11 protein-coding genes are annotated in these 13,582 nt (G+C 69.0%); 6 read left to right on the forward strand and 5 right to left on the reverse strand.

Features of this window, described 5'->3' with window-relative positions:
• Window positions 1–38: 38 nt before the first annotated feature.
• Both SK803_RS37525 and SK803_RS37530 read right to left on the reverse strand, forming a co-directional pair.
• Complete coding sequence (locus tag SK803_RS37525; protein WP_319970951.1) at window positions 39–1,205, reverse strand: alpha/beta hydrolase family protein; 1,167 nt, start codon at window positions 1,203–1,205, stop codon at window positions 39–41.
• Between the two features lie 76 nt (window positions 1,206–1,281).
• On the reverse strand, window positions 1,282–1,641 hold the full coding sequence (locus tag SK803_RS37530; protein WP_319970961.1) for a hotdog fold thioesterase: 360 nt from the start codon (window positions 1,639–1,641) through the stop codon (window positions 1,282–1,284).
• Between SK803_RS37530 and polA the strand changes: the two genes are divergently transcribed.
• The 3 genes from polA to SK803_RS37545 all read left to right on the forward strand — a co-directional run bounded on the left by polA (window position 1,640) and on the right by SK803_RS37545 (window position 6,551).
• Entirely contained in the window at window positions 1,640–4,420 is a 2,781-nt protein-coding gene (gene polA / locus SK803_RS37535) for a DNA polymerase I (RefSeq protein WP_406601641.1), read from the forward strand. The genes SK803_RS37530 and polA overlap by 2 nt on opposite strands.
• 392 nt (window positions 4,421–4,812) lie before the next feature.
• The gene (locus SK803_RS37540; protein WP_319970953.1) at window positions 4,813–5,439 is read left to right on the forward strand and encodes a SecDF P1 head subdomain-containing protein; all 627 of its coding nucleotides are present in this window, start codon (window positions 4,813–4,815) and stop codon (window positions 5,437–5,439) included.
• A gap of 56 nt (window positions 5,440–5,495) precedes the next feature.
• Complete coding sequence (locus SK803_RS37545; RefSeq protein WP_319970954.1) at window positions 5,496–6,551, forward strand: Hsp70 family protein; 1,056 nt, start codon at window positions 5,496–5,498, stop codon at window positions 6,549–6,551.
• On the opposite strand, the gene SK803_RS37550 is transcribed toward SK803_RS37545, so the two are convergent.
• Window positions 6,541–7,758, reverse strand: coding sequence for an aminotransferase class V-fold PLP-dependent enzyme (locus SK803_RS37550; RefSeq protein WP_319970955.1), 1,218 nt, complete (start codon window positions 7,756–7,758; stop codon window positions 6,541–6,543). The genes SK803_RS37545 and SK803_RS37550 overlap by 11 nt on opposite strands.
• Window positions 7,745–8,218, reverse strand: coding sequence for a DUF1453 domain-containing protein (locus SK803_RS37555; protein ID WP_319970956.1), 474 nt, complete (start codon window positions 8,216–8,218; stop codon window positions 7,745–7,747). The genes SK803_RS37550 and SK803_RS37555 overlap by 14 nt, the downstream gene beginning before the upstream one ends.
• Window positions 8,219–8,281: 63 nt before the next feature.
• Here SK803_RS37555 and SK803_RS37560 point away from each other — a divergent pair, with 63 nt between their 5' ends.
• On the forward strand, window positions 8,282–8,884 hold the full coding sequence (locus tag SK803_RS37560; protein WP_319970957.1) for a TetR/AcrR family transcriptional regulator: 603 nt from the start codon (window positions 8,282–8,284) through the stop codon (window positions 8,882–8,884).
• Here SK803_RS37560 and SK803_RS37565 read toward each other — a convergent pair.
• Complete coding sequence (locus tag SK803_RS37565; RefSeq protein ID WP_319970958.1) at window positions 8,841–9,530, reverse strand: class I SAM-dependent methyltransferase; 690 nt, start codon at window positions 9,528–9,530, stop codon at window positions 8,841–8,843. The two genes, SK803_RS37560 and SK803_RS37565, sit on opposite strands and share 44 nt — an antisense overlap.
• 85 nt (window positions 9,531–9,615) lie before the next feature.
• Here SK803_RS37565 and SK803_RS37570 point away from each other — a divergent pair, with 85 nt between their 5' ends.
• Both SK803_RS37570 and SK803_RS37575 read left to right on the forward strand, forming a co-directional pair.
• Entirely contained in the window at window positions 9,616–10,542 is a 927-nt protein-coding gene (locus SK803_RS37570; RefSeq protein ID WP_319970959.1) for an Lrp/AsnC family transcriptional regulator, read from the forward strand.
• Between the two features lie 49 nt (window positions 10,543–10,591).
• Window positions 10,592–13,582, forward strand: a 2,991-nt coding sequence (locus tag SK803_RS37575) for an AfsR/SARP family transcriptional regulator (protein ID WP_319970960.1), incomplete at its 3' end; no start/stop codon positions are given.

Here is a 13,582-nt window from a genome sequence, read left to right on the forward strand (position 1 = left end):
CGGGGCGGAGGAGGACTTGTCCTCCGCCCCGCTTTCGTTCATCCGCGGTCGAAGTCGGCCAGGATGCGGGGCAGCGCCAGCTTGGCGGCTCGGCCGTGGTTCACGTCCGGGCCCAGGTCGATCAACGTGCTCCTGGCGCCGTGCTTGGCCAGTTGCCGGTCGCAGTAGGCAGAAGTCTCGATCAACGTGTCGCGGTCACCGCTCGACGAGTAGATCGACACCGGAACCGCCGGGCGCCAGTCGCAGTAGCTGTCGGCTTCGCGCATCTTCGCGCGCAGCACTCCGGTCAGGTGCCGGAGACGCTCGAGGTAGGACTCCGTGAACAGCTCGGAGACCGTGCCCGGCAGGTGCGCGAAGATCTCCTCGTTGCGGTGGTCGCCGTCGAACAGGGCCTCGATCGACGGGTCCCTGAACGCCTCGGCCGGGTCGGAGTACAGGTGGTGGATCCGGTTCCAGGCCACCGTCCAGTACGCCAGGTACGCGACACCGTTGGCGATCTCGCCGTTCAGGGCCTTGGAGAGGATCAGGGTCGGCTTCATGGGGCCGCCGATCGGGGCCAGGCCGCCGACCTCGAACTCGCGGCTGCCCCGCAGTGCCTGTCCGATCGCCATGGCGGCGTGGCCGCCCTGCGAATGGCCGGTGAGCATGACGCGCGGGTCGGGTTTGCGGCCCCGTTGCGCGGCGAGCTGCCTGGTGGCGCGCAACGCGTCGATCGAGGCCGTGACGGTCGACGGGCCGTCGACGTACGGGTGGTGGCCAGGGCCAGTGCCCAGGCCGAGGTAGTCGGGCGCCGTGGTGAGGTAGCCGGCGGACGCGAACAGCAGAGCCGCCGCGCGGTCGTTGCCGTCGGTCATCGAGGCGACCGAGCCGCGGTAGCCGGTGGTGCCGTGCAACCAGGTCACCTGGCGCGGTGACCTGTCGTTGTTGCGCGGCACCGCCACCAGGGCACTGGCCGTTGTCGGTTTTCCCTTGGTGTCGATGGTGCGGTACGTGATCCGCTTCGCGTCCACGTCGAATCGGACGCGTGAGGCGTCCAGGTCGTAGTCCCCCAGATACGTGACCAACTGGGTGGTGTCCATCGTGGACACCGGGACGACGTCGAGGAGTTCGCCGCGCGTCGAGTGGGCAGAAGCCGTGGCCGGAACCAAAGAGGTGGCCACGACGCCGCACAGGACTGCTGCTGTCAGTCGAGTCGTGAAGGTCATGCCCCAACGATGTCGAGGTGATCTTGGTTGGACACTGGGGCTGACCGCAGAGTCGGGGTGGGGCTGACCCCAGTGCTCAGGCTCCCGGCGGCTTCGGGCGGAGGATGCACGTGAGGCGGGCGGTGCAGGTGCGCTTGCCCTCCTCGTCCGTCACGACGATCTCGTAGGTCGTGGTGCTGCGGCCGAGGTGGATGGGGCGGGCCACACCGGTGACGAGGCCCTCGCGTGCCGCTCGATGATGGGTGCAGGACAGCTCGAGGCCCACGGCGATGGAACCGAACTGGTGGGCGTGCATCGCGGAGCCGAGGGAGCCGAGCTGCTCGGCGAGGACCGCGTTCGCGCCGCCGTGCAGCAGGCCGAACGGCTGGCGGTTGCCCTTGACCGGCATCGTGCCGATCATTTCCTGGACATCCCATTGGGTGATTTCGATACCCATGCGGACGTGCAGTTGCTCGTCGGCGAACTCGGCGGGCAGGTCGGGGGTCACGCGGGCTCCAAGGGCTCAAGCAAAACTGTCAGACCCCCACCCTAGACTCGGGGCTGTGACTTCCTCAGACGTGAAACGACTCCTGCTCATCGATGGTCACTCGATGGCCTACCGAGCGTTCTACGCCCTGCCCGCCGAGAACTTCGTGACGAAGACGGGCCAGGTCACGAACGCCGTGTACGGGTTCACGTCCATGTTGATCAACATCCTGCGCGACGAGAAGCCCACGCACGTCGCGGTGGCGTTCGACGTGTCGCGCAAGACGTTCCGCTCCGAGCAGTACCCCGAGTACAAGGCCGGTCGCACCAAGACGCCGGACGAGTTCCGCAGCCAGGTGTCCCTGATCAAGGACGTGCTCGCCACCCTCCAGATCCCCACGATGGAGAAGGAGAACTACGAGGCGGACGACATCATCGCGACGCTCACCACGCAGGCCGTGGCGCAGGGCGTCGAGGTGGAGATCGTCACCGGCGACCGCGACGCGTTCCAGCTGGTCAACGACCAGGTGACGGTGTTGTACCCGGTCAAGGGCGTCTCGGAGATGGGCCGGTTCACGCCCGCGTACGTCGAGGAGAAGCACGGCGTGCGGCCCGACCAGTACGCGGACTACGCGGCGGTGCGCGGCGACTCGTCGGACAACCTGCCGAACACCCCCGGTGTCGGCCCGAAGACGATCATCAAGCTGCTCAACCAGTTCGGCGGGCTCAACGAGCTGGTCGACCACATCGACGAGGTGCCGGGCAAGGTCGGTGAGGCCCTGCGCGGCAACCTGGCGAACATCATCATGAACCGCCAGCTCACCGAGCTGATCAAGGACGTGGAGCTGCCGTACACGATCGACGGCCTCGAGGCCCGGCAGTGGGATCGCGACGCCGTGCACCAGCTGTTCGACGAGCTGGAGTTCCGCGTCCTGCGCGACCGTCTCTTCCAGACCCTGACCACCGCGGAGCCCGAGGCCGAGGAGGGCTTCGAGGTCTCCGGCGGCGCGATTCCCGCGGGCACGCTCAAGAAGTGGCTGGACGAGAACGCGCGCCAGACGCGGGTCGGTGTCGCGCTGCGCATCACGACCGACCTGGAGGGCGTCGCGCTGTGCACGGCCACCGGTGAGGGCGGATACGTCGACGTCACCGAGCTGAACGAGGCCGACGAGCAGGCGCTGGCGGCCTGGCTGGCCGACGAGAGCGTGGCCAAGGCGGGCCACGACCTGAAGCTGCCGTTGCGTCGCGTGCGCGCTCGCGGGTGGAAGCTGCGCGGCCTGAGCTCGGACACGGCACTGGCCGCCTACCTGGTGCGTCCCGGCCAGCGTTCGTTCGCCCTCGACGACCTGGCGTTGCGCTACCTCAAGCGCGAGCTGCGCGCCGAGGAGTCCGGCGACGGCCAGCTGTCGCTGCTCACCGACGAGTCCGAGGAAGCGCAGAAGGTCGCGACCAGCACGATCCTGCGCGCGCGGGCCGTCGCCGAGCTCGCCGACCGCCTGGACACCGAACTCGTCACCATCGGCGGCGCCGAGCTGCTGGCGAACCTCGAACTGCCGCTGATGAACGTGCTCGACGAGGTGGAGGCCGTCGGCATCGCGATCGACGTCGAGCACCTGTCGGAGCTGGAGGCGCACTTCGCGGCGGGCGTGAAGCAGGCGGCGCAGGACGCGTACTCGGTCATCGGCAAGGAGATCAACCTCGGCAGCCCGAAGCAGCTGCAGACGGTGCTCTTCGAAGAGCTGAACATGCCGAAGACGAAGAAGACCAAGACCGGCTACACCACGGACGCGGACGCGCTGCAGAACCTCTTCGAGCAGACCGAGCACCCGTTCCTGCAGCACCTGCTCTCGCACCGCGACGTCACCCGCCTGAAGTCCACTGTGGACGGCCTGCTGAAGTCGGTGGCCGACGACGGCCGCATCCACACGACGTTCCACCAGACCATCGCCGCCACCGGCCGGCTGTCCTCGACGGACCCGAACCTGCAGAACATCCCGATCCGCACGGACGAGGGCCGCCGCATCCGCCAGGCCTTCGTCGTCGGCGACGGCTTCGCGGAGCTGATGACCGCGGACTACAGCCAGATCGAGATGCGGATCATGGCCACGCTGTCGGGTGACGAAGGTCTGATCGCGGCCTTCAACAGCGGCGAGGACCTGCACACCTACGTGGCCTCGCAGGCGTTCTCGATCCCCACCGCCGAGGTGACGGGCGAGATGCGCCGCCGCATCAAGGCCATGTCCTACGGCCTCGCGTACGGCCTGTCGGTGTTCGGTCTCTCACAGCAGCTGCGCATCCCGACCGAAGAGGCGCGCGAGCAGATGGAGGCCTACTTCTCCCGCTTCGGCGGCGTGCGCGACTACCTCAACGAGATCGTCGAGAAGGCCCGCAAGGACGGCTACACCGAGACCGTCCTCGGCCGCCGCCGCTACCTGCCGGACCTCACGTCCGACAACCGGCAGCGTCGCGAGATGGCCGAGCGCATGGCCCTCAACGCCCCCATCCAGGGCAGCGCCGCGGACATCATCAAGGTGGCCATGCTGGGCGTCTTCCGCGCGCTGGAGGAGTCCGGCCTGCGCTCGCGGATGCTCCTGCAGGTCCACGACGAACTGGTCCTGGAGGTCGCGGACGGCGAGCGCGAGGCCGTGGAGGCCCTGGTGCGCGACCAGATGGGCAACGCCTACCCGCTCCAGGTCCCGCTGGAGGTCTCGGTCGGCGTGGGTCGTTCCTGGGACGACGCCGCTCACTAGACGCAGGACCGGCAACGCCGTCCAAGCCCGTGGCCTGGACGGCGTTGCCGTGTTCGTCTCAGGAAATCTCGCTCAGCAGCTCGGGGTGCGGCAGACCGAACTTGTGCATCACGGGCGCGGAAGCTCGTGCGGTCCGGGCCGTAGCCGTACCCGTAGTCCTGCTCGCCGTTGCTGGCCAGCGCCCACTCTCGGTCCTCGGAGTCAGAGGTCGTGGCCGCGGCGGGGCACCGCGACCGCGGTCAGGATGAAGCCCGAGGACCTGGGCAGGCTCGTCGAACAGGTCGCCAAGGTGGCCACCCTGGTGCGCATGGACGGTGCGCGGGTCGCGGCGAAACGGCTGATGGGGCTCTGATCGCCTGATGTGGACGGCGGCAGCGTGGTAATCCAGCGGTATGAAGATCCTTGCCGTCGCGTTGCTCCTCGTTGTCGCCGCCTGCACGACCACCAAGGAAGGCGCGCCGACCAGGGAGGCCTGGCTGACGGGCAAGCTGACGTTCCGCGAGGTGAAGACCGAGGCCCCGACCGCGAAGCCGTCGTCCGGTTACCCGGCGCCACAGCAGAAGGCGGACGACCCCGCGGTCCGGTCGGCGAAGGCGACCAGGCAGAGCGCGGACGACCAGGTCCGCGAGCAAGCGCTCGGCGCGTTCGACTGCAGTGCGCCGGACCCGTTGGTGGGCAACGACGACGCGGTTGCCCCGCTGGTCACCTGCAACGCCGGTGACGTCAAGTACGACCTGGGCCCGGTGTTCCTGGACGGCGACCGGATCACCGAGGCGGAGCCCGTGCCGAGCCCGGACGGCGGGCACGTCGTGTCGGTCGAGTTCGACTCACAGGGTGCGAAGGTGTGGGGCGACTTCACCACCGGTCACGTGGGGAAGCAGGTGGCGATCCTGATCAACGGACGGGTGCTCAGCGCGCCGACGATCCAGTCGCCGATCACCGGTGGCGCCGCGCAGATCTCCGGCAGGTTCACCGCGAAGGAAGCCGCGCAGCTCGCCGCACAGTTGAGCGGAAGGTGAACCGGACCAACTGAGACGTACGTGTTGTGGGTGTCCGCGCATGAGGGAGACCCGCGATGTCGTACCAGGTTGGGCTCGATCTCGGATCCGCAGGCACCACGGTCGCCACCGACCGCGGTGTCACCACCAGCAGCGTCCGGCGCCGGCAGGCCGCGGCCAGGGAAGTCACGAAGGTCCTCGACGACCTCGCGGAACGGCACGGGGAGCCGCCGAGCCGGGTCGCCCTGACGCATCCGCTGACCTGGCCGCACGAGTACCTCGAACAGTTCCGCAGCGACCTGATCGACGAGGGGCGCGCGGACGTGTTGTTCGTGCCGGCACCGCACGCCGCCGCGATCGCGTTCGACGACAGTGCGCAGATGCCGGAGCACAGCACGGTCGCGGTGTTCGACTTCGGCGCCACCGGGTGCGACATCACGTTGCTGCGCAAGCAAAGCGTGTTCCTGCTGACCGGGCGGCCGGAGCGGGTCGAGATCGGCGGATTCGACCTCGACGACCTGGTCGCGGAGCACGTGATCGCGAAGATCCGGGCGCACAGCCCTGAGCTCGTGCGGAGCTGCGTGGAGGCGAAGGAACTGCTCGGCAGCTATCCCGAGGTGCGGATTCCGGTCGTGGTCGACGCCGAGGTTCGCGAGATCAGGCTCAGCAGGCTGGAGTTCGAGTCGATCATCCGGCCGTCCGTCGAACTCGTCGTCGACGCGCTCGAACGCGTCGTCCGGACCGCGGGTCTGTGTGAGCCGGACGTGATCCTGCTCGTCGGCGGGTCGGCGCGGATTCCGTTGGTGGTCAAGGAGATCGTGGAACGGCTGCACATCCCGGTGATGCGGGCACCGGACGGCGCGGCCGCGATGGGCGCGTTGCTCGAAGCCAAGCAGCTGGAGCCTGAACCGTCCGACGAGACGACCGTCTACGTGCCGGTGCCGCGCGAAGAAGAGAAGCCGAAGCGGCGGATTCCGACGACGCCGTTCATCGCCATGGGACTGCTCGTGGTCGTCCTCGGAGGAGGATGGGCCGCGCACGAGGCCATGGACCGGCCGAAGGTGCAGGTGGAGACCACCAGCGTCGTGCTCAAGCCGCCAGGAACCGCGGAACTGCCCCGGATCACCGGCTGAGCGCGCGGATCTCCTTCAACGTCCGGTCGATCTCCTCCGGCGTGTTGAGGATCGCGGTGCCGATCCGCGCGTACGGGATCCGGTAGGCCGCCGTGGTGATCTGGACGCGCTTCTGCTCCAGCCGCGCCACGACCTCGTTGCCGGTCTGCCCGGCGACGTCGAAGCACACCAGGCCCGCGGACATCCGCGGGTCGCGCGGCGTGTGGATGACGACGCCGGGGATCTCGGCGAGCCCGTCCTCGAACCGCGTGGCCAGCTCGGTGATCCGGGCCGCCACGCGGTTGCGGCCGAGGCGTTGGTGGAACTCCACGGCCGCCTTCACCGCGTAGTAGTGCTCGAACGCGTGGAAACCGCCCGGCCCGAGCGACGCTGTTTCGCTGCGGTTGCTCAGGCTCGGCAGCAACGGCACGATCTCGTTGCTCACCTGGGGGTTCACCCAGACCATGCCGGTGCCGCGCGGCCCGAACAGCCACTTGTGCGTGCCCGCGACGAACACGTCCGCACCCATGCGCGCGGCGTCGTCGTCGACCGCCGCCAGTCCGTGCACGCCGTCGACGACGAGAAGACAGCGGTCTTCCGGTTTGCGGCCGTTGTTGGCCTCGGCGACGACCTGCGCGCACGCCCGTACCGGCATCTTCACGCCAGTGCTCGACTGCACCCACGTGACGCCCACGGCCCGTGTCTGCGGTGTGATCGAGTTTCGCAGCCTCGACGCGACCTCGTCCTCGGTGACCTTCGCCGAACTCTCGTAGAGCGTGCCGATCCTGACCTTCGCGCCGACCCGGCCCGCCGCGAGCTGGGCGGCCTGCTGGTGCCACGAGTGGTCCTGGTCGCTGAGCAGCAACTCCTGGTCCGGGCGCAGTTTCAGGCCGCCGTAGACGATCGAGAGCCCGATGGTCGTGTTGGGCACGAACGCGATGTCTCCGGGATCGCCGCCGACGTACTGCCCGAGCGCGACGGCGACCTCCTGCGCCTGGCCGGTCATCAGGTCGTGCGAGTTGGCGTCGAGCTTGCGCTTGAAGCTGTCGACCGCGTTCCGCACCTCCCGCGGGTTCGACGCCAGGTAGAACAACCCCAGGTTGATCAGCGTCGGGTCCAGCCGGAACTCGCGGCGCACGGCACCCCAGTCCACTCCCTGCGCGGCCGACGCCGCGGTCGGCGTGACGGCGAGAAGCCCGGTCCCCACGAGGAAGTCACGACGATCCATGCCTTCCATAGAACCGCTCGCGGACGTCGTTGGACAGCTGTTTCTTCTCCGGGGCGAACGGAATCCCGGTGTTCAACGCCTTGGCCCCGATCGTGCACAACTCGCCGAGCATGCCCACCCCGATGGACAACTGCGTCGGCGCGTGCCCGCCGATGAGCAGCCCCAGTCCCAAACTCACGCCCAACGACGTCACCCACACGAGCAACGTCCACGGCGTGTAGCGCTGCCACAGGTGCCCGTCGCGTTCGAACAGCCTGATCGTCATCCCCCGGAACGCGCCGAACGCGAACCCGGCGAAGAACGGCAGCAGGTAGATCAGCTGGAACTCCTCCACGGCCCGGATGCCGAAGAACAACAGGAACGCGGGCGGCGCGAGCAGGTCCCTGGCGTTGAGCGGTTCTCCCCTGAACCTGCGCACCAGCACGTACAGCACACCCGCCGCGATCAGCGCATACGTCATTGCATCCCCCTTAGTAGCATGACCCTGCTACTTAAACTAGCAGGGTCATGCTACAAAAGGGAGGTGTCACCTCGAGTCGTCGATCCCGTCGCCCGCCGCCAGGCCGTCGCCGAGGCGGTGTTCCGCGTGGTCGTGCGGGACGGCGTCGAGCAGGCCTCGCTGCGCAACGTGGCCGTGGAGGCGGGCCTGGCCATCGGCTCGATCCGGCACTACTTCGACAGCCACGACGACATGATCATCTTCGCGGTCGAAGCCCTGATCCAGTCGACAGACCAGCGCGTGATGGACCACGTGCGGTCGCTCGCGGGCCGCACGGACCTCCGCCGCCCGGCCGAACGCGTGCTGTCCGAGGTCCTCCCGCTCGACGACCGCCGGCGCGACGAGGCCGTGCTGTGGCTGGCCTTCGCGACCGCCGCCCGCACCCGGCCGTCACTGCTGCCGCACGCCGAACGGCTCTACGACGGGCTGCGCGCGTTGTGCCGTCGGGCGCTGACCGTGATGTCCGAGGCCGGCACCGCGGCCGCCGGCCTCGACATCGCGCTGGAGACCGATCGGCTGGCGTCACTGCTGAACGGCCTCACCGTCGACGGCGTGCTGCACCCGGACCGGATGACGCCGGATCTCACGGTGTTGTTGCTGCGTCGGCACCTCGACTCGTTGCGGTAGCTTCCACGACCCAGACCGGCAGTTCGGGCAGGTCGTTGACGCCGGTCAGGACGATGACATCCCGCTCGAACCTGGTGATCTCCCACCCTGCGCCTTCCAGCGCGGACCGCAGTTCGGGCTCGGTCACGTCGAACGGGCTTCCCTCGACCGCGAGCGAGGTCAGGTTCAGCAACGCACCGTCGACAGCCGCGTTCCGCAGGGCCGCTGCCAGGCCGGGGCGCTGTTCTGCCGGCACGCAGTGGATCAACGCGCTCGCCAGCACGGTGTCGAACCGCCCGGCGAACGCCGCCGAGTCGCCCACCACCCACTCGACGCTCCCGGAATTGTCAGACCTGCCTGAGAAGATGGGAGTGGGGCCTTCGATCTCCCCCGAAGGGGGCGAGACGGAATCGATTCCGCGGGCCCGAGCCGTCTCGATCGCGGTCGGCGCGATGTCCACCGCCGTCACCCGCAGCCCGCGCGACGCCAGGAAGATCGCGTTGTCGCCCGTGCCGCACCCCGCGTCCAGCACGTGCCCGCGGAACCGTCCGGCACGCTCCCAGTCCACGACGACCGGTTGCGGCGCACCGATGTCCCACGGCACGCCCGCGTGCGGCATCCCCTCGACCAGTTCGCCGCCCCGGTAGAACTCCTCGAAATCAACCATGTGATCAAGGTTGGCGGAACCGGAGCTGATCCATCGGCCATGAACGCAAATGCGGCGGAATCCGCCACCAACTAGCGTCCGGTAGGTGGAATCCATCGATCAGAGGCTGATCCACGCGCTGCAGATCGACGGCCGCGCCCCGTTCGCGAAGATCGCCGGAGCCCTCCGGATCTCCGAACACACAGCCGCTCGCCGCTACCACCGGCTCAGGGAACGCGGCATCAGGGTGCGGGGCGCGCTCAACCGGTTCCGGCTCGGCCACCACGCGTGGACGCTGCGGCTGCGCTGCACCCCGGACGCCGGACCGACGCTGGCGCAAGCGCTCGCGAGGCGCCCGGACACCTTCTGGGTGCACCTGATGTCCGGCGGCACCGAGATCTCCTGCCTCCAGCAGGTGGAGAGTCCGGACGAACTGCTGCTGGACCGCCTCCCCAGGCGCTTGGTGGACGTGAGCGCCCACAACATCCTTCAAGGCTTCGCGTCGCCGGGCACCTGGCGCGGCATCGCGTGCCTCACCGACGACGAAGCGACCGCCCTCAAACCGGAGGTCGCACCAGAACCGCCGACCGGGCTCACGGACCTGGACGAGGCGCTGCTCGTCACCCTGGCCCTCGACGGTCGCGCCGGGTACGCCGAGCTCGCGACACGAGCCGGCACGTCCGAGTCGACCGCCCGCAGACGGGTCGAGCACCTCAGGCGAACCGGAGTCCTGGAGCTGCAACTGGACGCCGACCCCGCCCAGCTGGGCTTCCCCACCCAGGCCAGGTTGTGGATGCGCGTGCAACCCCAGCACCTCGAAGCAGCGGGAGCGGCCCTGGCCACCCATCCCGAGGTGTACTTCGCGGCCGCCACCACGGGCCCGGCGAACCTGGTCGCCAGCGTCACCTGTCGCAGCGGCGGTGACCTCTACCGATACCTGACCGAACGTGTCGGTGGCCTCGCCGGCGTGCGGGAGCTGGAGACCGCTCCGGTACTTCGCACGCTGAAACGTGTCGAAAACATCGGGGAATGAGGCATTCTCGTAGCCGCACCGAAATTCACTGGGGGATGGGGGTGTGAGCGTGAGCGCGCTCGTACTGGGGCCGATCGAGGTGTGGATCGGGGAGAGACAGGTCAATCTCGGCGGACCGAAGCCGAGAACGTTGCTGGCCGCGTTGTTGTTGCAGCCACGTCAGGTCGTGCCGGTGGAACGGCTGATCGACCTGATCTGGGATGAGTCACCGCCGCAGACGGCGGGCGCGTTGGTGCACACCTACGTGTCGTCGTTGCGGCGTGCGGTCGGCCAGTCGCTGGTCACCAGGGCACGGGGATATCTGCTGGACCTGGACAGCGACGTGGAGCAGTTCACCGAACACCTGACCACGGCACGGCAGGCGGAACGGGCGGACGATCCCGCCACGGCGATCACGCACTACCAGCACGGGCTCGCGTTGTGGCGTGGACCCGCGTTGCACGGTGTGGAGGCGCAGTTCGCCCGTGGGCACGCGATGGCGCTGGACGAGTCCAGGCTGAGCGCCGAGGAAGGGCTCAGCCGGTGCGAGATCGCGCAGAACCGGGTCGAGGACGCCATCGCGCGGTTGTCCGCGCTGGCGAACGCGCACCCGGCGCGTGAGGACACGCGTGAGCTGTTGATGAGGGCGTTTCATCGCGCTGGACGGCAGGCGGACGCACTCACCGTGTACCGCGACGCCCGCGAGTACCTGCTGGACGAACTCGGCATCGAGCCGGGGGAGAAGCTGCGGGACCTGCAGACGGCGATCCTCAACGGCACGCTCGAGTCCGCGCCGAGGACCGTGATGGTGGCCGCGCAACCGATGGTCATCACGCAGCCGGTGGTCCCGCACCACCTGCCGCCCGACATCAGCGACTTCACCGGGCGTCAGGAGGCGTTGAAGCAGGTCCTCGCCCTCACCGAGACGCGCGGGGAGAGCACGGCGACGCCGACCGTGGTGGTGTCCGGGTTCGGTGGGGCCGGCAAGTCCGCGTTGGCCGTGCACGCCGCGCACCTGTTGCGGAAGGTGTATCCCGACGGGCAGCTGTTCGCGGATCTGCGCGGTGCGGGCCGGGATCTGGAACCGCAGGAGGTGCTCGGGCGGTTCCTCGGGCTGCTCGGCGTTCCCGGCCAGGACCAGCCTGCCGCACCGGACGAGCGCGTCGAGCTCTACCGGCGCACGGTGGCCGAGCGGCGGCTGGTGATCGTGCTCGACAACGCCCGCAGCGAGGCGCAGGTCCGGCCGTTGTTACCGGGCAACGCGAACTGCTTCGTGATCATCACGAGCCGCAGCAGGCTCACCGGTCTGGAGGGCGCAGAGCCGATCGAGCTGGGGTTCCTCAGCGACGAGATCAGCGAGGAGATGCTCGGCCGGATCGTCGGCGCCGACCGTGTCGGTGCGGAACCCGAAGCGGCGCAACGGATCGCGCGGTTGTGCGGTGGGGTGCCGCTGGCGTTGCGGGCGGCGGGCGCGAAGTTGCTGGCGCGGCCGCACTGGCCGTTGAAGACGCTCGCGAAGAGGTTGTCCGACGAACGGCGAAGGCTCGACGAGCTGGAAATGGGCGACCTCGCGATCCGGTCGTCGCTGAAGCTCAACTACGCCGAGCTGGATGCGAACCACCGCAAGGCCTTCCACCTGCTGTCGTTGCTCGACCTGCCGGACTTCGGCGCGTGGGTCGCGGCGCCGTTGCTCGACATCTCGCCGTACGACGCGGAAGACGTCGTGGAGCACCTGGTCGATCTGCGGCTGGTGGACGTCGCGGGGGTCGACCAGATCGGACGGGTGCGTTACCGGTTTCACGACCTCGTGCAGCTCTTCGGTGCCGAGCAGGCCGCGGAGGAACCCGCGACGGAGGCCGTGACGCGCCTGCTGGAGACGTGGCTCGCGCTCGTCGAGACCGGTGTGCGGAAACTGCCGCGGGTGACGCTGGGGTTGCGGCCGCGGCTGCTCACCGAGGTGGAGCCGGATCCGCGGCTCGAGGAGGACGTCGAGGAGGACCCGACCGGCTGGCTGCACTCCGAGACGGACGCGGTGGTGCGGGCCGTCGAACGCGCGCACGACCTCGGCGTCGACGAGCTCACCACGACGGTGATCACGTCGCTGCTGTCGTCGCCTTTCGCGGCACGCAACGAGTTCGGCAACTGGCAGCGCACGCACGAGGTGGCGCTGCGGTCGGCCCGCGAACGCGGCAACCGGCGGGCCGAGGCGGTGTTGCTCGCCGGGCTCGGGCAGTTGCGGTACGAGCAGGACGACTTCGCCGCGGCGCTGGCGAGCTTCCAGCAGGCGGCGGACATCGCGGCCGCCATCGACGAACGGGCGACGCTCGCGGTCGCGTACGTCGGCATGGGCACCGTCCGGCGCGACCTGGCGGAGTTCGCCGCTGCCCGCGAGCTGCTCGACCAGGCGATCGCGTTGGGGGACAACGAGGTCGTTGCGGCGGCGAGCTACGGTGTCGGCGCGATCCACTGCGATCACGGTGATCTGGCCGAGGCCACCCGAGCGTTCGAACGGTGTGTGGCGCTCTATCGGGCAGAGGCGGACAAACGCGGGGAAGCCTTGGCGTTACGTGGTTTGAGCCTGTGCCACCGAGCGGCGGGGACGTTCGCGGTGGCGGTCGAGTTCAGCCGGGAGGCCGAGCAGATCCTGCGCGACGTCGGGGACGAACTCGGTGCCACGTACGCGGCTCAGTCACTGGCGAAGGCCTCGATGCGGGCGGGTGAGCTCGACGACGTCGACGATCTTTTGGCTGAGTGCGTGGAAGTCTGCACCCGGCAGCGCGACAGGTTCGGTGTCGCGTTGATGACCAGGACGCTGGGCGAGGTCGCGCTGGCGCAGGGCCGGGACGAGGAGGCCACGGCACTTCTGGAGGACGCGCTGAGCCAGTGGACGACGCTGGGGTTGCCGATCTGGCGCGCACGCACGATGCGTGACCTGGCCGCGGCGATGAACGACGACGAGATGTGGTTGCGGGCGAAGCAGTTGTTCGCCCAGCTCGGCGCGCGTGAGGCCGGCGAGCTGGAAGGGCTGAGCGCCGGTGAGTGGCGCTCAGCCCTAGTAGTG

This window comes from Lentzea miocenica (assembly GCF_033949945.1).
GTDB classification, from domain to species: Bacteria; Actinomycetota; Actinomycetes; order Mycobacteriales; family Pseudonocardiaceae; genus Lentzea; species Lentzea miocenica.